We start from the raw sequence: 20,436 nt of genomic DNA, 5'->3' as shown, positions 1-20,436 counted from the left end.
TCTGCTTATGGTTGATTTCAGCGTTCGACAGTGCGATTCCAGCGATCCGTCCATTCCGTCCGATGCTGGTTGATCGTCGTCCAGTCGACCGCGATCAGTTTGGCGATCTGTTCGGGTCCATAAGGCACGCGCGCCGCGACTTCAGGCGTCAACTGCACCGTCTTGTTGACCGGGCCGAGACCAATCGCCTGGGCCTGAATCGTCTGCACTTCCGGGCTCAGCAAATACTGGATGAATTGCTGCGACAAAGCAGGTTGCGCATTTTCCGCGACCGCGCATGCAGCGACTTGCAGCGCTACACCGCCCTCTTTCGGATAAAAGAACTTCAGCGGAAAGCCCGTGTTCTGCAACGCGACAGCACGACCGCTTCCATACGGCGCGAGGATCACATCGCCGCTTTGCATCAAGCCGTCCATCTCGCCGGGCGTGGGGGCCCACGAAAGCACATCGGGGGCGACCTGTTTTGTGATCGTGTTGAAACCCGGATCAATGTTCTTCTCGCCGCCGCCATTCATGCGCGCCAGCATCACGAGCGTGTGCAGCCCATAGGTATTCGTGATCGGAGGAACACCGAGCTTGCCCTTCAGGCGTTTATCGGTAAGGACGTTCCATGAGTCCGGTGCCGGCAGGCCCATCTTCTTGAAGGCGTCCGCGTTGTAACCGATGCCTGTTGCCACCATGCCCACGCCCACGGACGTCGGGCCAAGACGCGAAAGCGGGTACAGGTCCTTCATGACCGGCGCTTCATCGATCTTTCCGCACAGACCCGCCTGCATGGCCTGATACATCGGGCCGTCGTCCATCACGGCGACGTTGATCTGCTGATGACCCTTTTGCGCCTGCAGTTTGGCGAGCGTATCGCTGGAGTTGCCTGCCACGTAGACGATCTTCACGTCATGCGCTTTCTCGAACGGTGGAATGATTTTCTGCCGATACATGGTCTCGTTCGAGCCCCCGACGTTCGCGACATACAGGGTCGTCTCGGCCTGCGCGAGGAGCGGCGCGCCGAATGCGCCGATTGCGCCTGCAATGCCCAGTGCAAGTGCGCACTGTCGCAGAGAGGAACGGGAAGACGACGAGCGACGGACGTGCTGCAGTTCTTTCATGGTTTCTCCAGACGGTGCAGGGTCGGATGTTCAACGAATGTAGGGTGGACGAATTTATTTTGTTCGCCGCGGGGCATATCGTCCAATACGAATAAAATAGCTACCCATACAACAATGATATGGGTTGCCTGAGATGAATCTGAAGCATATCGAGGCGTTCCGTGCCGTCATGCTCGCCGGTTCCATGACCGCCGCAGCCAAGGAGCTGTTCACTTCGCAGCCCAATATCAGTCGCCTGATCACGCAACTCGAACGTGAAACCGGGCTGCAGTTGTTCCTGCGCAGCGGTGTGCGGCTGATTCCAACGAGCGAAGGGAATTCGTTTTTCCGCGAAGTGGAGCGTGCGTATGTAGGCCTGCAAGGGCTGACAAATGCTGCAGCGCAAATCAAGAATCTCGGCACTGGCCGATTGCGCATTGCAGCAATGCCATCGGCGGGCATGACGCTCGTGCCGCATGCGATCCAGCGCTTCCAGGCGAAGTATCCGGAGGTGACCGTGTCGCTGCATGTGAATACGTCGGGGACGGTTAATCACTGGACCAGTTCGCAGTTCTGCGATCTTGGCGTTGCGATCTATTCGAGCGAGGCGTCGAATTGCGAGGTCGAGCTGTTGTCGAAGGTCGCGGCGGTGTGCGTGCTTCCGGCCGGACATCGGCTGGCCAAGAAGACGTCGCTCAAGCCGAAGGATTTCGAAGGCGAACCGTTCGTTTCGCTATGTCACGGCGACGGCACCCGTGCGCAGATGGACGAGGCGTTCACGCGTGCAGGCGTCGAACGCGTGCTCGCGATCGAGGCGCAATACGCCGCCATTTGCTGCGAGATGGTCCGGTGCGGAATGGGTGTGACGCTCGCGCATCCCCTCGTGGCGCAGGACTTCGCAGGGCCGGATATTGCGATCCGGCCATTCACGCCGTCCGTGATGTTCCCGATGTATCTGCTATTCCCGCCGCATCAGCCCAGGGCGCGCCTGACCATGGATTTCGTCGATATGCTCAGGGAAACGCATGATGAGCAGCTTGCGTCAATGGACAAGCCGCAGCGTTTGAAGCGGGCGTGATCGCCGTACGTTCGCCTTCCAACCATCCTTTAACGTAATAACTAATGCCACCTGTTCTCGAAACCAGCCGTCTCACTCTTCGTCCTCCGCAACACAGCGACTTCCACGATATCCACGTCATGTGGTCCGATATCGATGTCGTTCGCCATGTCACGGGCGTTCCATTTACCAAAGAAGAAGCATGGGCGCGGCTGCTCAGAAGCGCGGGGCATTGGTCACTGATGGGCTTCGGGTATTGGGTCGTCAGCGAAAAGCACAGCGGCGCGTTCCTGGGCGAAGTCGGCTTCGGGCAGTACAAGCGCGGTATCGATTCATCGTTCGATGCAAACCCGGAGGCCGGCTGGATGCTGACCTCGGCGGCGCAGGGAAGGGGCTATGGAACCGAAGCCGTGCAAGCTGCGTTGCAGTGGTCGGATGCGCGCTGGCCGCAAGGAGAGACGGTCTGCATTATCTCGCCTGCGAATGAAGCGTCATTGGCACTTGCCGCCAAATGCGCTTTCGAGGAAGTTCGCAGCGATACCTACAAGGGCAAACCTACGCTCGTGTTGCATCGGAAGGCGAATGCGATCGTAATCAGCGCGCAGTAACATCGATCGAAACAATGTCGGGGACAAGGATGCGCGCTCGCTTCAACAGCTTGGTACGTGGCCTGATCGTGATCGGTCTGGCAAGCAATCTAGGTAACGCTGTGGCGCAGGAGGAAGCCGCAAGCGCCGTGCAGGGTGAAGAGCCCGCGCAGGCGGCGACTCCGCGGCCGGCGTCGGGACCGACTGCAAACACGCTTCGTCCCGAACGCACACGCGCCGCCAAAGCCACACCGTCGAGCGACGCCAAACCCGATAACGCCATTCCCGTCCCGCCCGAAGCACAATCCGTCACGCAGCACTCCATCAAGCTCGACGGCAAGAAGATCGATTACACCGCCACGGCCGGCAATCTGCTCTTGCGCAACAACGCGGGTCAGGCCGAAGCCAGCATCTTTTATGTGGCGTACACGTCGGACCCAAAGCACGCCGCCACGCGCCCCGTCACCTTTCTGTTCAACGGCGGACCCGGCGCGGGCACCATGTTCCTGCTGATGGGATCGTTCGGACCGAAACGCGCGCATACATCGAGTCCGGACATCACGCCGCCCGCGCCCTACGTGCTCGCGGATAACCCGGACAGTCTGATCGATACCACCGATCTGGTTTTCATCGATGCCCCCGGCGCCGGTTTTTCACGCATCGTGGGCCATGCAACCGGCAAGCAGTTCTGGGGCGTCGACGAAGACCTCGGCGCGTTCGAGCGTTTCATCGAGCGATACCTGAGCGTCAACCAGCGCTGGAACTCGCCGAAGTATTTGCTGGGCGAATCGTATGGCACGGCGCGCGCCGCGATGCTTGCGTACCAGTTGAGCCAGAGCAACATTACGTTGAACGGCGTGGTGCTGATGTCGTCGGTGCTCAACTCGGCCACGCGCGCACCTGGCACCGACCTGGAAGCCGTGAGCTATTTGCCCACATACGCCGCCATCGCGTGGTATCACGACAAGCTCATGCCGAAGCCGCCCAACTTGCAGGCGTATCTCGATGAAGTCCGCGCGTTCGCCGCCGGCCCCTATGCGCAAGCTTTAGCTCAAGGCGACGCCTTGCCCGATGCCGAGCGCGATGCAATCGCGGCGCGCGTCGCCGGCTATACGGGCCTCACCGTCGAATATGTGAAAGAGACGCGGCTCGAAATCTGGCCATCGCGGTTTCGCAAGCAACTGCTGCGCGGGGAATCACGCAGTCTCGGACGATACGATGCGCGCTTTGAAGGGATCGACTATGACGACGCCGCCGAGCGTCCCGACTACGACGCTTCGGTCACCAGCGTGTCGAGCGCGTTCGATGCCGCGATGCATCAGCATCTCGTGCAGGACCTGCATTTCGAAGCGCCGGATGCGTATCGCGTATTCAACGACAACGCGTTGTCGCAGTGGAACTGGAAGCATCGTGCGTCATGGGGCGAGCAGTTGTCGCAGCCTTACGCGGCAGGCGACCTTGCCGCAGCGATGCGGCAGAACCCGCGCCTTCGCGTGCTGTCGCTCAATGGCTACTTCGATCTCGCGACGCCGTTTTTCCAGACCGAATACGACCTGTCGCACATGGGACTGGACAAGTCCTTGCGGCCGAACATCCAGCGCGCGTATTACCCGACAGGCCACATGATCTATCTCGACGATGCATCGCTGCATGCGCTCAAAGGCGACCTGACGCGTTTTTATAAAGCGGACGGCGCGGCGAACCCCTAAAGCAACGGCAAGCCGGCATAACGCTTCACCTCGCGCAATGAAAGCATGGATTCAACCGCCGATACCCCCGGCAACACGCGCAGTACGTCGCGCATGAAGGTGCCGTAATCGTCGAGATCACGGGCCACGACTTGCAGCAGATAATCTGCAGTGCCTGAAACGTTGTTACACGCGACAATCCGAGGAATCGCCTGAATCTCGCGCTCGAACCGGTCCGACAACTTCCGGTCGTGCACGCTAAAACGCACTTGCACGAAGGCGACCAGCCCGAGTCCCAACGCAGAGCGCGACAGGACCGCGCGATACCCTTCTATGTACCCATCCGCTTCGAGCCGCTTGAGCCGCCGCGCGCAGGGCGTTTCGCTCAAGCCGACGCGCTCGGCGAGACTTGCGTTCGTGGCCCGGCCGTCGGCCTGCAACGCGATCAGAATCGCGCGGTCTATCTTGTCGAGATCCATCTGTCACCTATCCTCCAGAGAGGATTCGAATGGTAGTGCATTCCGGCAGAAATCGGGGTTATCTGAGCGGAATGCGGCCAACAAACGTCAGGCGGGGAAATCCGTGGACCGTGCAAGACTTTCCCAGGCCTGCAGTTCGCGTTCAACGAAGGCGTTCTTTTCACGGATGCGCGCCACGGCGTCCGTGCCCATTTGCAACCTGAGCGGCGGCGTTTGTGCCTGGACGAGCGTCAGCATTGCAAGCGCGAGGCGCTTTGGATCGCCAGGCTGCTTGCCGTTGTAGGCCTTCGCGGTTGCGCGGACCTTCCCGGCGGTATCGGCGTAATCATCGATCACGTTCTTCGACTCCATCGCCGACGATGAATCCAGGAACTCCGTGCGGAAATACCCCGGCTCGACGACCGTGACGTGAATCCCCAGCGGCATGAGCTCTGCATGCAACGACTCGGACAAACCTTCTACGGCGAATTTCGTCGACCCGTACACGCCGAAGCCCGCGCCGACCTGGTAGCCGCCCAGCGACGAAATATTGATCACATGGCCGTTGCGTTGGCCGCGCATGATCGGCAAGACGGCGCGTGTCACATTGAGCAAACCCATGACGTTGGTCTCGTAGATGCTGCGGACTTCCGCCGCGCTCGCTTCCTCCACCGCGCCGGCCAGGCCGTAGCCCGCGTTGTTCACGAGCACATCGATCCGCCCGAACCGCTCCGTCGCGAGCTTGACCGCTTCGTGCGCGGCGGCCTCGTTGGTGACGTCGAGATCGACCGGCAAGAGGGCCGCCTGTTCGCCCAACGTCTCGGTCATCGCCTTCGACTTGCGCGCAGTCGCCACAACGGCGTCGCCATTGGCGAGCGCCGCGGCGGCGATCTCCGCGCCAATTCCACGCGACGCACCCGTGATGAACCAAACGCGTTTATAGCTGGCTTGATCGGTCATCTCCCTGCTCCTCACTGAATTGGAAGCCGTAGACCGGTTTCCATTAGCCAAATCGTACGCGCCGGATTGCCCGCGAAAAACGGGATCGCGGTACATTCGCCTTAAACCGGGAGTTCATAATGGAGGGCAACATGGACAAGGATCTTCTGGACGGCGTCACGATGTTTCTCGCCGTCGCCGAGCACAAGAGCTTCACGGTCGCGGGCGCGCGCCTGAAGGTGTCGGCGACCGCAGTCAGCAAATCGATCCGCGTGCTCGAACAGCGTCATGGCGTTTCGTTGTTCCAGCGCACGACCGGCCACGTGGCCCTTACCGAGGCGGGCGATGCGCTCTACAAGCGTCTGCGTCCGGCGGTGGAAGATATAGATGGCGCCTTCGAAGCGCTCAATGGCTTTCGCGACAATGCGTCCGGCACGTTGCGCGTGACCATGACGCGCTCGGCATGCACGCTGCTGATAGGACCGATGGTCGAAAGGTTCCGGCTGACGCATCCCGACGTCCACCTCGATCTCACGCTCGATGAAGCCGCCGTCGATCTGGTGGAAAGCGGTTTCGACGCGGGCATCCGCCTGGGCGAAGCACTCGCCAAAGACATGGTCGCGCTCCGGCTGACGCCGGACATCACATGGTCGATAGTCGGCAGCCCCGCCTATTTCGCCAGGGCGGGACGGCCGCAAACGCCGCACGATCTTGTGGACCACGAGGGGCTCCTATATCGCTTCGGCGGATCAGGCGCGCTACACAGATGGGATTTTCAGGTCGACGACCGAAAGGTCATCGTGGACATACCCAGCAAGCTGACCGTCAACGACCGCAGTACCCTGGGCGACTTCGCGCGCAAGGGTCTCGGGTTGGCTTACATGGGCGACTTCGAGGTGAGCCGCGAACTGGCGAGCGGCGAACTGGAACAAGTGCTTTTGCCCTTCACGCCGCCAAGCGACGGCCTCTACCTCTATTTTCCTGTTCGCACGCAGTCGCAGGCGAAACTCAGGGCGTTTATCGATGCATTGAGGCCAGCGGTTTGATCAATTGGCAGCTTCATACCCATCGGTGAGCGTGTTCAAGAACGCGACCACGTCCTTGATTTCGGCTTCGTTCATCGCGGGTGCATCGCCGGGCTTGCGATCGAACGGCGCTTCCGTATTGATGTTCGACCAGTAGCGTTTGGGCAAGTCGTCGAACTTCTGCACCTTGCCGTGGGCAACCGGATAGAACTTCTCCGGATTGGTATCGCGCTGGACATAGAAGCGCACGACTTCATCGAGCGAGTGATAAATGCCGTTGTGGAAAAACGCCTTGCGCGTCGCCACGTTGCGCAACGACGGCGTCCTGAAGATGCCGCAATATTCCGACTGACCCTTCAGGTCGTGGCGCTCCGGTCCGCACGCGCCTAGATCGAAGAATTTCGGGTCGCGGTTGATTGGCAACGCGCGATTGCGCGGCACGCCAACTGCAATCAGACCGAAGTCGCTGAACTGCGGCGGCGACCCGTCTTTCGCGCGCTGGCTGATGTGACACGCGGCGCAATTGCCTTTCTTTTCGTCGTTGAAGAGCTCCAGCCCGCGCAACTCCGCTTCGTTCAGTTTCGACTTGCCCGCAAGGAACGCATCGAATTTGCTCGTGTACGGATAGAACTTCTGCGGCGTCTGCTCGAAGGCTTCGAGGGAACGCAGGATGGCATCGAATGCCTTGTCGTCCTTGTCGAATACATTTGCGCCGAACGCCTCGCGGAACTCGCCTGCATAGGGCGCGGCTTTGACCGCCGCGACGACTTGCGCCGGCGTGCTGCCCATCTCAAACGATGACGTCAGCGGTATGCGCGCCTGGTCCGCACCGTGATCCACGCGCCCGTCCCAGGTGAGCCCGCCGGTCGGACCGGCATCGACGCTTTCGTCGCCTTCGTCGTCCGAGTCATGGAAATGCTGCGTGAATTGCGGCACGGACTGCAGGTACCGAAGCGACGGCACCGCGCGAAATCCCGGCCGGTGCATATCGCTGCCGCCCAGTTGCACGGACAACCCATTCGGCGGCCCGAACGCATGACTCGGGCTATGACACGACGCGCACGCGAGCTTGCCAGATCCCGACAGTGAAGGATCCATGAACATCTTCTCGCCCACCGATGTCATCAGCCTCACCTGTGCGAAGACCTGTGCGCGAGATTTCGCTTCGCTTGCACTGTAAGACCCGGCTTGCGGCGCCGCAGATGCTGCATGCGAATCGCAACCGGTGAGAACGATCGCGGAGACACACAAGGCGGCAATAGACAGCGACAACGAAACGATGGATGGCATGTGAACAAGGCTTCAGAGAGAGACCAAAGCGTATGACGATCGCATGTCATTTGTGTGACATGACAAATGCCCTTCGTTATTTCCGCTGCAACCTGACACATTCTTACTTGATGAAAGCAATATTAAATGTTCCTGTCAAATCCAGTTGGGACACTGCGGCACCGGCAAACTTACACGTGCATTCCGCCGGTTCCCCAACGACCGAGACCTATCGATGAACAAAAAACTCGTCCTCGCCGTGCCCCTCACGGCGTCGATCGCAATCGGCCTGTACGCATGCGGCGGCAATGACGACAAGAAAGCCGACCTGACATCGGTGAAGAACATTGTCGTGATCTACGCGGAAAACCGCAGCTTCGACAACCTCTATGGCAGCTTCCCGGGCGCAAACGGCCTGCAAGGGGTAACCGCCGCGAGCGCACAGCAACTCGATCGCGACGGCAGCGTGCTCCCGGTACTGCCGCCGATCTGGAATGGCCTGACCGCAACCGGCGTCACGCCCGCGGTCACGCAAGCCATGACGGCGAACTTGCCGAACGCGCCGTTTGCCATCGATGACCCCGCGGGTTTCAACACGCCGTTGTCGCTGACCACGCGCGACCTGTATCACCGTTTCTATGAAAACCAGATGCAGATCAACGGTGGCAAGAACGACAAGTTCGCCGCGTGGGCCGACTCGGGCGGGTTTGTCATGGGTCACTACAACACCAACGCCGACAAGCTGCCGCTCTACAAGATCGCGCAGCAATACACGCTCGCCGACAACTTCTTCATGGGCGCATTCGGTGGCTCGTTCCTGAACCATCAGTGGCTCGTCTGCGCGTGCACGCCGATCTATCCGAACGCGGACAAGAGCGTGGCGGCGGGGTCGATTTCATCGGTGAATGCAGATGGTGTGTCGTTGAAGGTGACGGCGGCTTCGCCGGCATCGGCGATCGCGGGCATTCCGAAGTTCGTGAACTCGGGCAACCTGACGCCCGACTTCTTCGCCATCAACACCATGCAGCCGCCGTATCAGCCAAGCGGCAACACGCCGCCAACCGGCGGCGATGCAACGCTCGCCGACCCGACGGTCGCGACCACGCTGCCGCCGCAAACGCAGACGCATATCGGCGATCTGTTGAACACGGCGAACGTATCGTGGGCGTGGTACGGCGGTTCGTGGGGCGCGGCGCTGGCCGACCGCACGAAGATCAGCGGCTCGACGAATTCGGTGCCGAACTTCCAGACGCACCATCAGCCGTTCAACTACTTCGCCGACCTGGCGCCGGGCACGGCCAACCGTACGCAGCATCTGCTCGATGGCGGCACGGACGGCACGGAGTTCATCAAGGCAATCGATGCCGGCACGCTGCCGTCCGTCGCGTTCTACAAGCCGCAAGGCAACTTGAACGAACACGCGGGTTACACGGACGTGGCGTCCGGCGACGCGCACATTGCGAACGTGATCCAGCATCTGCAGGCGAGCCCGCAGTGGAACAACATGATCGTGGTCGTGACCTACGATGAAAACGGTGGCTTCTGGGATCACGTCTCGCCGCCGAAGGGTGACCGCTGGGGTCCGGGCACGCGCATTCCGGCGCTCGTGATTTCGCCGTTCGCTAAAAAGGGTTTCGTCGATCATACGCAATACGATACGACGTCGATCCTGCGTCTGATCACGGCGCGTTATTCGTTGCCGAAGTTGCCGGGCCTCACGACGCGTGATGCCGCGATGGTCGCGGCCGGCGGCAAACCGATGGGCGACCTGACGGCGGCATTGGACTTCTGACAGGCAGGCTTTAGGGGCGGCGTCTTGCTGCCCGGCAAATAAAAGCGCGATGGGATTTGCCAGATCCATCGCGCTTTCCGCTTTGCAACGTGCGAGCGTTTCCGCCCTCGCCTACAGATTGATCTGGCCGCCCATCTCGACCACGCGGTTCGGCGGCAAGCTGTAGTATTCGGCGGCTTGCGCCGCGTTGCGTCCGAGGAACGCGAACAGCTTGTCGCGCCACAGCGCCATCGCCTTGCTTTCTCCCGTTGCGCGGATGGTGTCTCGCGCGAGGAAGAACGAGGTATCGGCGGCCTCGTAAGTCCAGTCCGGTATCTGCTTCTGGATCAGCAGCAGCAACACCGGCACATCGGGTATCTCCATGAAGCCATGACGCACGACAACGGCATAACACCCGTCGCCCAGGTCCTCGACCACCGCCTTGTCCGCGTCCCTCACGTGCGGCACGTTGTCGGTGGTGCCCGCGAGAAAGATGTTGGTCTTGTGAAGCACGCGGTTGTGCTTCAGGTTATGCATGAACGCGGTCGGTGTCATGCCCGCAACGCCGCCCGGGAATACAGCGGTCCCTTCTACGCGCGCCGGCGGATGGCTGCTGCGGCATAGCGAAGGGATGATGTCCTTGAGCGGCAGGTTCTCGGCCTTCATCCGGTCAATAAGCGTCTGGCGCCCCTTGTGCCAGGTCGTCATCACGGTGAAAAGCCCGGCGCCCGCGAGCAGGGGGAACCAGCCGCCGTCGAGCACCTTGCTCACGTTACTCGATACGAACACCGCATCGACCAGCGCAAACGGCCCGATGACCAACGCGGTCGCAATCGGCTTCCAGTGCCAGAGACAGTGCGTGATGAAATACATCAGCAAGGTCGTGAGCAACATGGTCGATGCCACCGCAATACCGTACGCTGAGGCAAGGTTATCGGAGGATTTGAAGAACACGACCAGGAACACGACTGCCGCGAACAACGAGAGATTGATGAACGGCACGTAGACCTGGCCGATCTCGTGCGTCGATGTATGGACGATCGGAATGCGCGGCAGGAAGCCCAGTTGCACGGCTTGCTTGGTCATGGAAAATGCGCCCGAAATAACCGCTTGTGACGCGATGATCGTTGCCGCCGTCGCCAGTATGACCAACGGAACGAGTCCCCAGCCGGGCGCGGATTCGAAGAACGGCTGCTTGAGCGTCGAGGGATGCATCAACACGAGCGCGCCCTGCCCGAAGTAGTTCAGCACGAGACTCGGCCACACGACAAACACCCAGGCGAGCCGGATCGGCTTCTTGCCGAAGTGCCCCATGTCCGCGTAGAGCGCTTCACCGCCGGTAAGCGCCAGGAACACCGAGCCGAGCACCACGAACGCGGTTGTCGGGTTATGCAACACGAAGCCGATTGCGAACGTGGGTGAAGCCGCCTCGAGAATGACCGGGTATTGAACGATGTGCGACAGCCCCAGCGCGGCCAGCGTCAGGAACCAGACGACCATGATCGGTCCGAACACTTTCCCGACGGCGCTCGTGCCGTGCTTCTGGATCGCGAAGAGCGCCGTGAGAATCACGAGCGAGATCGGCACGATCCATTTGGTCAGATCGGCATCGACGAGTGTCACGCCCTCCACCGCCGATATCACCGAGATGGCGGGCGTGATCATCGAATCGCCGTAGAACATGGCCGCGCCGAATACGCCAAGCGTGAGCAAGACGTTACGCAATCGATGAGGCGCGACGCCCGATGCCAGCGCCGTAAGCGCAAGAATCCCGCCCTCGCCGTCATTTCCTGCGCGCATTACGAAGCTGACATATTTCAGCGTGACGACGATCAGAATGGACCAGAGAATCAGCGACACAATGCCGAAGACATTCGGCTGGGACGCGCCGCCAGCGGCTTTCAGGCATTCGCGAAGCGTATAAAGCGGGCTCGTGCCGATATCGCCGAACACAACGCCGATCGCGCCGAGCATGAGAACAGGCGCCGCCTGAACGGTTTTCGCCGATGGCTCTGCGAGAGAAGCTGACATAGGCCTTTCTTCCAGGTAAGGGCACTAGGGCGGTTGAAAACCGTGTGTCTGGATCTATAAAGGATTACGACTGTTCGGACCCTGCACATCAAGTCTCGTCGATCTTTTAACACTAATAGCGACCGTGCGTGGCATCACTGTGGTCAATTGTGTCGAGGAAAGCACCGCATGGAATGTACCTACGGCCTTTGCATGTTGAAGCGCCGACGCCCTCTGCTACAGCCCGGGAAGAGCAAAAAAAACCGCAACTGGCTGGCCCGAAAACCGGACCGACCAATTGCGGTGATCTACAACAGCAGCGCCCAACCTCCGGACGCTTTCAAACCTTAATGCGCGAGGAACGACCTCAGCTTCTCCGAACGGCTCGGATGCACGAGCTTGCGCATTGCCTTGCTTTCAATCTGGCGAATCCGTTCACGCGTCACATCGAACTGCTTGCCGACTTCTTCCAGCGTATGGTCGGAAACCGTGTCGATGCCAAAACGCATTCTCAGCACCTTCGCCTCACGCGGCGACAGTGAATCGAGTGCGTCCTTGATCGCGAGACGCATGTCGGCGTGCATGGCGGCATCAGCCGGCGACTCGGTCGCCGAATCTTCAACCATGTCGCCCAGCGTGGTGTCGCCGTCTTCGCCCAAAGGCGTTTCCAGCGAAACCGGCTGACGCGCAATCTTCAGGATGCTGCGAACCTTCTCTTCCGACAAGTCGAGACGAACGGCCAGCACCGACGGATGTGCTTCCTGACCCGTCTGCTGCAGGATTTCACGCGATACACGGTTCAGCTTGTTGATGGTCTCGATCATATGCACCGGTACACGGATGGTCCGGCCCTGATCGGCGAGCGAACGCGTCACAGCCTGGCGAACCCACCACGTGGCGTACGTCGAGAACTTCCAGCCGCGCCGGTATTCGAACTTGTCCACGGCTTTCATCAAGCCGATATTGCCTTCCTGGATCAGATCCAGGAAATGCATGCCGCGGTTCACGTATTTCTTTGCAATCGAGATCACCAGACGCAGATTCGCTTCGGTCATCTCGCGCTTTGCCTGACGCATCTTGTGCTCGGCGGACGTCATCTGCTTGTTCAACGCCTTCAGTTGCGAAAGCGGCAGCATCAATTGCGCTTCGATTTCGATCAGCTTTTGCTGTTCGGCCTGGATGGCCGGCAGCGCGCGCTCGAGCGCCTTGCCGTACGAAGTCGATGCCGCAGCATGACGCATGGTCCACTCGAGATCCGTCTCGTGACCCGGGAACACTTCGACAAACTTCTCGCGCGGCATGCCGGCGAGGTCGACCGCGATCTTCAGGATACGACGCTCGATGGCGCGAACATGCTCGACCTGCTCATGAACCTCAGCGCACAACCGGTCGATGGTCCGGGCGGTAAAACGCACGGTGGCCAGTTCGTTCTGGATATGTTCCTGCACGGTTGGCCAGTCGCCCGTACGTGCATCGTCTGCGCTGTATGCCGCGTGGAACGCGTCGAACTGATCACGCACGTTCACGAAAATAGGCAGGCAATCACGCAGCAAGTGCTTGAGACGCGTGGCGTTCGCGCGCGTGGCTTGTTCGTCGTCGGTCTCGCCTTCTTCGTCGTCGCTTTCCGACGCGAGTTCGGCTTCATCGATTTCGGCGTCTGAGTCGTCGACGACTGCTTCGTCGAGCGTGCTCACGTCCTTGAAACCATCGACGAGTTCGTCGATGCGCAATTCACCCGCCACGACCTTGTCCACGGTCGTGAGCAACGTGACAACCGTCGACGGGCAAGCGAACGCCGCCTTGATCATTTCGCCAAGGCCATCTTCAATCCGCTTCGCAATCTCGATTTCGCCGGCACGGGTCAGCAACTCCGTGCTGCCCATTTCGCGCATGTACATACGCACGGGGTCGGTGGTGCGGCCGAATTCCGAGTCCACGGTCGCGAGCGTGACTTCGGCTTCTTCGTCGGATTGTTCGTCCGATACAGCGGTCGGCGTGGAGTCGTTGAGCAGCAGCGTCTCGGAGTCCGGCGCTTCTTCATAGACGGCCACGCCCATGTCGCGGAATGTGCTGACGATGGTTTCGATAGCCGACGTCTGCGCAAAGTTACCTGGCAAGTGGTCGTTGATCTCCGCGTGCGTCAGGTAGCCCTGCTGCTTGCCGAGCTGGATCAGCGCGCGCATCTGCTTCTGACGCTCATCGGCCTGCTCGGGCGAAACAGCGCTTTCGTCCATGGGACGCGACATCTTTTCCGCGGACCCACGGCGGGCCTTCGATTTTTTGGCAGGAACACCGTTTCCGGCGTTAGATTCGGTTGGATCAAAACTTGTCATACATTTCCTCGATAGCCTTGCTCTGAGAAAAGCAAACCGGTGCACAAGGCGGTCAGACACGCGCAATACCGTGAAGACCGACAGGATCGTCACCTCGGGTTGAACTAATCAAATGCGTTGATTCGAGCAAGCTGAATCAGTTTGGAGGCGGGGAGCGCTAACAAGCGCAGTATTCGCGCGGGTCGTACAGTCTATAGCAACTTGATTGCTGCAGGTGCGTCAAGAGGCAATTAACGAACGTTTCCGGCATCCATACGCTGCGAAACAACAACATTTTCCGGGTACGAACTCATTTGCGGACGAATTGAGCCGAATCAAGGCTGCAGCCGCGGCTGCGAGGCATTCGAGAAGCCCCGATCACGCCCCGTTTGTTTATGCGTAAGGCAGCGAAAGGCGTCGAAACAACCGACGTTAGATTCGCCCCGGCCAGAAAATTCCCTTCTTTTTCGTGCGCATCGCGCCGGAGTGCATTGGCGTGACGCTATTTTTGTATCGGCGAATACGCTTACTGTAATCGTAATGCGATTAAAGGCATTTCAATGCGATTTTTTTCTTCATATCCTGCTCTTCAGACGCGGCCTTTTAGCTGATTCGAGCGACAGCCGGTGCCCTTCCCCAAGGAACTGGAACATGAATGACGTCACGACGTTGATCGCAGCCCTGAAAACCGAGATCGGAGCCGACGCGGTCCTGACCCAGGACGCCGACCTCGCGCCCTTCACCGAAGACTGGCGCGGCCGGTACAAAGGACCGGCCACGGCTGTCGTGCAGCCGTCGAACACGGCGCAGGTCGCGGCCGTGGTCCGGCTTTGCGCCGCGCATGGCGTGCCGGTCCTGCCGCAAGGCGGCAATACGAGCCTCTGCGCCGGCGCCATTCCCCGAAACGAAGGCGTGGCGCCTGTCATCGTCAATCTCGCGCGGATGCGGCGCATCCGTCATATCGACGCCGCCAACGGTTCGATGGAAGTGGAAGCCGGTTGCGTGCTCAAAACCGTGCAGGACGCGGCGGCGGCGGAAAACCGGCTCTACGCGGTAAGCCTTGGAGCAGAAGGCTCGTGCCAGATTGGCGGGAATTTGTCGACGAACGCCGGCGGCACGGGTGTCGTGCGCTACGGCAACACGCGCGACAACGTGCTGGGCCTGGAAGTCGTCCTCGCCGACGGCACCATCTGGAACGGCCTGCGCGCCTTGCGCAAGGACAACACGGGCCTGGATCTGAAACACTTGTTTATCGGGACGGAAGGCACGCTCGGGATCATCACGGCGGCCACGCTCAAGCTGCATCCGCTGCCCACGCAACATGCGCTCGCATGGTTTGCGCCGGTCGATCCCGCCGCCGCGCTGCAGATCCTCGGCATGTTCCAGGCCGCATGTGGATCGCGCCTGAGCGCGTTCGAGATGATCAACCGGCGCCAGTTGGAACTGGTTATCGAACATGTGCCGGGGCGGCGCAATCCTCTCAGCGAACTGCACGAGTGGCATGTGCTCGTCGAACTCGCGGATACCGGCGGCGGCGACGAAATGGCCGCCCTGCTCCAGCAAACGCTCGAACATGCCGCCGAACAGGGCCTGATTCACGACGCGATCCTCGCCAGCAACGAAACACAGCGCGCGACGCTCTGGGAGATTCGCCACAGCGTGTCCGAGGCGAACAAGAAGAGCGGCGTGGGCCTCACGACGGATTGTGCGGTGCCGGTTTCGGCGGTACCGGTGTTTATAGAACGGGCGACGGCCGCAGTGCATGAAATCGTCCCGGCGCTCGACGTTCTCGTGGTCGCCCATCTCGGCGACGGCAACGCGCATTTCATTCCCTTCTTCACCTTCGATGCCTGGCGCGAACTGCCCGATCCCACGTCGATGGCCAACGCCATGCGCCGCTGCGTGAACGATGTCGCGCACGAACTGCACGGCACCTTCAGCGCCGAGCATGGCGTCGGGCAAACCGGATTGCCCGAAATGGCGCACTACAAGTCATCGGCGGAACTGGGTCTGATGCGCGCCGTGAAGACCGCGCTCGATCCGCAGAATCTTTTCAATCCGGGACGCTTGATTCCCTGAGCGACCCAACCTGATCCGGGCCGCCAACAAAGAAGCCCGGACATCCGCACCCCTGGCGTTTCTGTTTTTATCCACACTTGGAGCCGACATGAAAAAGCAGCCCGCACGCGATGAGATTCAAGCGATTCAAAATCCCGGCCGCCGCACGGTCATCAAGACTGCCGCCGCCGGTGCGGCTGCGGTCGCGTTCCCGTTCGTCTGGACGCCGTCGCGCGCGGCGAGCAAACGGATCGTGATTCGTGACGACGGCGGCATCTACACCAAAGCGTATGGCGCCGTTTTCTACAAGCCATTTACGGAAAAGACCGGCATTGAAGTCGTCGGCGTGCAGGCCAACGCCGAACCGACCGCGCAGATCAAGAGCATGGTCGAGACCGGCAGCTACACGTGGGACATGGCGAAGATCAGCCAGCCGGCAATCCTGTTGCTTACGGGCGGCGGCAAGGAATATCTGGAGAAGCACGGTCTGGAAGCGGACCCGATGATCGCCAAGATTCCTTCGCAATACATGTCGCCGTATGGGGTCGGCACGAACGTCTATACGACCGTGCTTGCATATCGCACGGATGCGTTCAAGGGACGCAAGGCCCCGGCGTCCTGGGCCGACATGTGGAACGTGAAGGACTTTCCGGGCCGTCGCGGCTTGCGTAAATATCCGTTCGATACCTTCGAAGAAGCGCTGATGGGCGGCGGCGTGCCGGCATCGCAGGTGTATCCGGTCGACTTCGACAAAGGCATCGCGAGTCTCGACAAGATTTCCAAGCATGTGGACGTGTGGTGGACGACAGGCTCGCAAGTCGAACAGATGCTCGGCTCGGGTGAAGTCGACATGATCAGCACGTGGGTATCGCGGGCGCAATCGGCCATTGCAAATGGCGCGCCGGTGGCGATTGTGTGGAACCAGAACATCTGGGGCTGCGACAACTGGTCGATCCTCAAGGGCACGCCGAACGCCGCGGCCTGCCGCGAGTTCATCAAGTTCGCGTCCGATCCGAAGCGTCAGGCCGCGCTCGTCGAGTACTTCCCTGCCGGTGTCACCCAGCCCGAAGCGTTCAACTTCATCAAGCCGGAGATCGCGAAGAATTGCCCGACGTTCCCGGAGAACATGAAGAACGGCCTGCATATCGATGCGAAATTCTGGCAGGAAAAGCAAAGCGTCGCGCTCGAAAAGTTCAATAGCTGGATCTTGACCTGAGCCTCGTTTCAGTCACCGCGTTTCACTGCAAGGGATGCCATCACCATGTCTGCCTCGAACCTTCAAATCACGGGACTCTGCAAGCGCTACGGTGACTTCGTGGCGCTCGCTCCCATTGATCTCGACGTCGCCCAGGGCGAATTCCTGACCCTGCTCGGACCGAGCGGTTCGGGCAAGACCACGTTGCTGAGTCTTATCGCCGGTTTGTCGCAACTGGACGATGGCCAGGTGCGCATCAACGGCGTCGATGTGACATATGGCGCGCCGTATGAACGGGACATCGGCATGGTGTTCCAGAACTATGCGCTGTTCCCGCACATGACGGTCGCGGAAAACGTCGCGTTCCCGTTGCAGATGCGCAAGACCGATGCAAAGGCCACGCGCGAGAAGGTCATGCAGGCGCTGGAGATGGTGCACCTGCCGCATGTCGCAGGGAGGTATCCGCGCGAATTGTCGGGCGGCCAGCAGCAGCGGATCGCGCTTGCACGCTGCATGGTGTACAGGCCATCGATCATCCTGATGGACGAACCGCTCGGCGCACTCGACAAGAAATTGCGCGACCAGATGCAACTTGAGATCAAGCGGATTCATCGCGATCTGGGAACGACGATTGTGTACGTCACGCACGACCAGGAAGAAGCGATGACCATGTCCGATCGCATCTGCCTGATGAACGCGGGATCGATCGCGCAACTTGGTTCGCCGGCGGATCTGTATTTCCGGCCGAAGAGCGTGTTCGTGGCGGACTTCCTGGGTGAATCGAATCTGCTCGATGCAGTCGTGACCGGCCGCACGGGCGATGAAGTCCGGATCAGCGTGCAAGGCGGCGCGAATGTGAACGCGATGGCGTACGACGCCGTGATCCGCGACGGCAAGTCCGTGAAGCTGATGCTCCGTCCGCAAAACCTGCAGATCCACGATGGACCGCCGGCAGGGTTCATCAACGGCGGCACCTTGTCGGCGAAACTCACCGACATCATGGTGACCGGCAGCATGACCAAGCTTTATCTGCAGTCGCATGTCACCGATGCACCGCCGCTCGTCGCCGCATTTCCGACCAACCGGCTCGGCAGCCAGTACGAAATCGGGCAGACGCTCGGGCTTTCGTGGCTGACTGCGGACGCTGTCGCGATAGCGGGGTAAAAAATGAATCGCTCCGCCCTGATTGCCGAACAGCCGCGTCCCGACGCACTGCCGCAGCGTCCCGCACGATGGCGCGCATGGCTGCGCCCCGGTGCGATGAGTGCGCCGATCGTGATCCTGCTGCTGGTGATGCTGGTCTACCCCGTCGGGCAACTGCTGCTGTTGAGCGTGCATAACGGCACCGGTTTCACGCTCGTGGAATACAAGCGGCTGTTTGCATCGTCGGTCTATGTGGATGTGTTGCTGATCACGCTGAAGGTCTCCCTTTGGACGACGTTCTTTTCCGTGCTCACCGGATATCCGATCGCGTATCTGATTTCATCGCTGACGCGGGAGCGCAAGAACCGCCTTCTCTTCTGGGTCCTGCTTTCCTTCTGGACCAGCTTTCTCGTGCGCACGTTTGCGTGGGTCGTGCTGCTCGGGCGCAATGGCGTGATCAATCAGGTGCTGATGGGACTGGGGATCATCGACCGGCCGTTGAACCTGCTTTACAACTTTTCCGCTGTGATCGTCGGCATGGTTCATGCGCTGATGCCGCTCGCGGTGCTGACCATGTTGTCGGTCATGGAGAACATCGACCGGCGTTTGCCGAGCGCCGCAGCCACACTCGGCGCTCGTCCGGGAACAGTGTTCTGGAAGGTGTATTTCCCGTTGTCGCTGCCTGGCGTTGCAGCGGGCGCGTTGATGGTTTTCGTGACCGCCATCGGCTTTTTCATTACGCCTACGCTGCTCGGTGGACGCCATCAGACAATGATCACGCAATTGATCATCGATCAGGTGATGCAGGCGTTGAACTGGGGGTTCGCGGGCGCGATCTCCGTGTTGCTGCTGGCGGTCGTGCTGATCGTGTTCCTCATCTACGACCGCCTGGTCGGACTCTCGACAATGGCGGGCGGCTCCTCCGCACGCGGCCCGAAACACGGCAGCGGATTCGGCCGCAAGCTCGGCGATTTCATCCTGACGACGCTCGGCAACGCGACCGACTTTGTCATCGGCCTGCTTCCGAAACGCCGCAGACGCGCAACTGTTGGCGCAAGCCTCAGTCTGCGTGTAGTCGTGATCCTGCTGCTGGTGTTCCTGAGCGCGCCCGCGTTCCTGATGATCCCGCTTTCCTTCGATTCCGCTTCCGGTCTCGCATGGCCCCCGCATGGATTCTCGTTGCAGTGGTATCGGCAGATCGCGGATTCGCCGCTATGGATGCAGGCCATCACGCGTTCAATGCTCGTGGGTATCGGCACCGGCATTCTCTCGATGCTGATCGGCACGCCCGCCGCCTTCCTGCTCGTGCGCGGCGGCATGAAAGGCAAGGCCGCAATGCTTGCGTTCGTGCTCGCGCCCATCGTCGTGCCGCGCATGATCATCGCAGTCGGCGTGTTCTATTTCTTCGCGAAGATCGGGCTGATCGGTTCGGCGTATGGGCTCGTGCTGGCGCATACGGTCGTCGCCGTGCCTTATGTGGTGATCACCATGATGGCCGTGCTGCGCAACTACGACACCCGCCTCGACCTCGCTGCACAAAGCATGGGGGCGCGTCCGTGGGCCACGTTGCGCCGCGTCACCTTCCCGATCCTCGGCGCGGGCTTGATGTCGTCGTTCCTGTTCGCGTTCGCGACGTCCTTCGATGAACTCACCATCGCGCTGTTCTCGTCGGGCGGCTTGAGCACGACCTTGCCCAAGCAGTTCTGGGACGAAATCACCATGCAGATTTCGCCGGTCATTGCGTCGGTATCGACTTGTTTGTTTGCGTTCATTGCGGTGCTGATCTGGGTCGCTGACCGCTTGCGCCGACGCAGCCTTGCTTCTTGAAAACCATCGTTT

The 20,436-nt window shown here is 60.5% G+C and carries 15 protein-coding genes; 9 read left to right on the top strand and 6 right to left on the bottom strand.

Annotation, left to right across the window (positions count from 1 at the left end; genetic code table 11):
* Positions 1–17: 17 nt before the first annotated feature.
* Positions 18–1,106 (bottom strand): ABC transporter substrate-binding protein, encoded by a 1,089-nt coding sequence (locus tag AXG89_RS36655; RefSeq protein WP_075360090.1) that lies wholly within the window; start codon positions 1,104–1,106, stop codon positions 18–20.
* A 133-nt stretch (positions 1,107–1,239) separates the two neighbouring features.
* Here AXG89_RS36655 and AXG89_RS36650 point away from each other — a divergent pair, with 133 nt between their 5' ends.
* The 3 genes from AXG89_RS36650 to AXG89_RS36640 are packed head-to-tail and all read left to right on the top strand — an operon-like array spanning position 1,240 to position 4,438.
* Positions 1,240–2,163 carry a LysR substrate-binding domain-containing protein gene (locus AXG89_RS36650; RefSeq protein ID WP_062001199.1) on the top strand — a complete coding sequence of 308 codons (924 nt, stop codon included), beginning with the start codon at positions 1,240–1,242 and terminating at the stop codon, positions 2,161–2,163.
* A gap of 44 nt (positions 2,164–2,207) precedes the next feature.
* A complete protein-coding gene (locus tag AXG89_RS36645) occupies positions 2,208–2,750 on the top strand; it encodes a GNAT family N-acetyltransferase (RefSeq protein WP_075360089.1) in 543 nt (180 codons plus the stop codon).
* A 29-nt stretch (positions 2,751–2,779) separates the two neighbouring features.
* Positions 2,780–4,438 (top strand): S10 family peptidase, encoded by a 1,659-nt coding sequence (locus AXG89_RS36640; protein ID WP_119024785.1) that lies wholly within the window; start codon positions 2,780–2,782, stop codon positions 4,436–4,438.
* Here the strand turns inward: AXG89_RS36640 and AXG89_RS36635 are convergent.
* Positions 4,435–4,896, bottom strand: a complete 462-nt coding sequence (locus AXG89_RS36635; protein ID WP_075360087.1) for an Lrp/AsnC family transcriptional regulator — start codon at positions 4,894–4,896, stop codon at positions 4,435–4,437. The two genes, AXG89_RS36640 and AXG89_RS36635, sit on opposite strands and share 4 nt — an antisense overlap.
* Positions 4,897–4,983: 87 nt before the next feature.
* Complete coding sequence (locus tag AXG89_RS36630) at positions 4,984–5,835, bottom strand: oxidoreductase (protein ID WP_075360086.1); 852 nt, start codon at positions 5,833–5,835, stop codon at positions 4,984–4,986.
* Between the two features lie 131 nt (positions 5,836–5,966).
* Here AXG89_RS36630 and AXG89_RS36625 point away from each other — a divergent pair, with 131 nt between their 5' ends.
* The gene (locus AXG89_RS36625; RefSeq protein WP_119024784.1) at positions 5,967–6,860 is read left to right on the top strand and encodes a LysR family transcriptional regulator; all 894 of its coding nucleotides are present in this window, start codon (positions 5,967–5,969) and stop codon (positions 6,858–6,860) included.
* Here the strand turns inward: AXG89_RS36625 and AXG89_RS36620 are convergent, their stop codons facing one another.
* Positions 6,861–8,129, bottom strand: coding sequence for a cytochrome-c peroxidase (locus AXG89_RS36620; RefSeq protein ID WP_075360085.1), 1,269 nt, complete (start codon positions 8,127–8,129; stop codon positions 6,861–6,863).
* A 214-nt stretch (positions 8,130–8,343) separates the two neighbouring features.
* Here AXG89_RS36620 and AXG89_RS36615 point away from each other — a divergent pair, with 214 nt between their 5' ends.
* Complete coding sequence (locus AXG89_RS36615) at positions 8,344–9,900, top strand: acid phosphatase (RefSeq protein ID WP_119024783.1); 1,557 nt, start codon at positions 8,344–8,346, stop codon at positions 9,898–9,900.
* Between the two features lie 111 nt (positions 9,901–10,011).
* Here the strand turns inward: AXG89_RS36615 and AXG89_RS36610 are convergent, their stop codons facing one another.
* Both AXG89_RS36610 and rpoD read right to left on the bottom strand, forming a co-directional pair.
* On the bottom strand, positions 10,012–11,910 hold the full coding sequence (locus tag AXG89_RS36610) for a potassium transporter Kup (RefSeq protein WP_075360083.1): 1,899 nt from the start codon (positions 11,908–11,910) through the stop codon (positions 10,012–10,014).
* Positions 11,911–12,236: 326 nt separating this feature from the next.
* Positions 12,237–14,135 carry an RNA polymerase sigma factor RpoD gene (rpoD, locus tag AXG89_RS36605; RefSeq protein ID WP_236873676.1) on the bottom strand — a complete coding sequence of 633 codons (1,899 nt, stop codon included), beginning with the start codon at positions 14,133–14,135 and terminating at the stop codon, positions 12,237–12,239.
* 717 nt (positions 14,136–14,852) lie between these two features.
* Here rpoD and AXG89_RS36600 point away from each other — a divergent pair.
* The 4 genes from AXG89_RS36600 to AXG89_RS36585 all read left to right on the top strand — a co-directional run bounded on the left by AXG89_RS36600 (position 14,853) and on the right by AXG89_RS36585 (position 20,424).
* Positions 14,853–16,280, top strand: a complete 1,428-nt coding sequence (locus AXG89_RS36600; protein WP_075360081.1) for an FAD-binding oxidoreductase — start codon at positions 14,853–14,855, stop codon at positions 16,278–16,280.
* 88 nt (positions 16,281–16,368) lie between these two features.
* A complete protein-coding gene (locus AXG89_RS36595; protein WP_075360080.1) occupies positions 16,369–17,475 on the top strand; it encodes an ABC transporter substrate-binding protein in 1,107 nt (368 codons plus the stop codon).
* 45 nt (positions 17,476–17,520) lie between these two features.
* Positions 17,521–18,618 carry an ABC transporter ATP-binding protein gene (locus AXG89_RS36590; protein ID WP_119024782.1) on the top strand — a complete coding sequence of 366 codons (1,098 nt, stop codon included), beginning with the start codon at positions 17,521–17,523 and terminating at the stop codon, positions 18,616–18,618.
* A 96-nt stretch (positions 18,619–18,714) separates the two neighbouring features.
* Positions 18,715–20,424, top strand: a complete 1,710-nt coding sequence (locus AXG89_RS36585) for an ABC transporter permease subunit (protein ID WP_205583122.1) — start codon at positions 18,715–18,717, stop codon at positions 20,422–20,424.
* Positions 20,425–20,436 lie beyond the last annotated feature (12 nt).

The organism is Burkholderia sp. PAMC 26561 (genome assembly GCF_001557535.2).
Classification (GTDB): Bacteria; Pseudomonadota; Gammaproteobacteria; order Burkholderiales; family Burkholderiaceae; genus Caballeronia.
The sequence above is the reverse complement of the archived record's forward strand: the minus strand, read 5'-3'. Positions and strand labels throughout refer to the sequence as shown.

What these genes read in the sequence shown, in the direction of transcription:
- AXG89_RS36655 (WP_075360090.1), bottom strand. Translation starts at nt 1,106, where the DNA reads ATGAAAGAACTGCAGCACGTCCGTCGCTCGTCGTCTTCCCGTTCCTCT.
- AXG89_RS36650 (WP_062001199.1), top strand. Translation starts at nt 1,240, where the DNA reads ATGAATCTGAAGCATATCGAGGCGTTCCGTGCCGTCATGCTCGCCGGT.
- AXG89_RS36645 (WP_075360089.1), top strand. Translation starts at nt 2,208, where the DNA reads ATGCCACCTGTTCTCGAAACCAGCCGTCTCACTCTTCGTCCTCCGCAA.
- AXG89_RS36640 (WP_119024785.1), top strand. Translation starts at nt 2,780, where the DNA reads ATGCGCGCTCGCTTCAACAGCTTGGTACGTGGCCTGATCGTGATCGGT.
- AXG89_RS36635 (WP_075360087.1), bottom strand. Translation starts at nt 4,896, where the DNA reads ATGGATCTCGACAAGATAGACCGCGCGATTCTGATCGCGTTGCAGGCC.
- AXG89_RS36630 (WP_075360086.1), bottom strand. Translation starts at nt 5,835, where the DNA reads ATGACCGATCAAGCCAGCTATAAACGCGTTTGGTTCATCACGGGTGCG.
- AXG89_RS36625 (WP_119024784.1), top strand. Translation starts at nt 5,967, where the DNA reads ATGGACAAGGATCTTCTGGACGGCGTCACGATGTTTCTCGCCGTCGCC.
- AXG89_RS36620 (WP_075360085.1), bottom strand. Translation starts at nt 8,129, where the DNA reads ATGCCATCCATCGTTTCGTTGTCGCTGTCTATTGCCGCCTTGTGTGTC.
- AXG89_RS36615 (WP_119024783.1), top strand. Translation starts at nt 8,344, where the DNA reads ATGAACAAAAAACTCGTCCTCGCCGTGCCCCTCACGGCGTCGATCGCA.
- AXG89_RS36610 (WP_075360083.1), bottom strand. Translation starts at nt 11,910, where the DNA reads ATGTCAGCTTCTCTCGCAGAGCCATCGGCGAAAACCGTTCAGGCGGCG.
- rpoD (WP_236873676.1), bottom strand. Translation starts at nt 14,135, where the DNA reads ATGTCGCGTCCCATGGACGAAAGCGCTGTTTCGCCCGAGCAGGCCGAT.
- AXG89_RS36600 (WP_075360081.1), top strand. Translation starts at nt 14,853, where the DNA reads ATGAATGACGTCACGACGTTGATCGCAGCCCTGAAAACCGAGATCGGA.
- AXG89_RS36595 (WP_075360080.1), top strand. Translation starts at nt 16,369, where the DNA reads ATGAAAAAGCAGCCCGCACGCGATGAGATTCAAGCGATTCAAAATCCC.
- AXG89_RS36590 (WP_119024782.1), top strand. Translation starts at nt 17,521, where the DNA reads ATGTCTGCCTCGAACCTTCAAATCACGGGACTCTGCAAGCGCTACGGT.
- AXG89_RS36585 (WP_205583122.1), top strand. Translation starts at nt 18,715, where the DNA reads ATGAGTGCGCCGATCGTGATCCTGCTGCTGGTGATGCTGGTCTACCCC.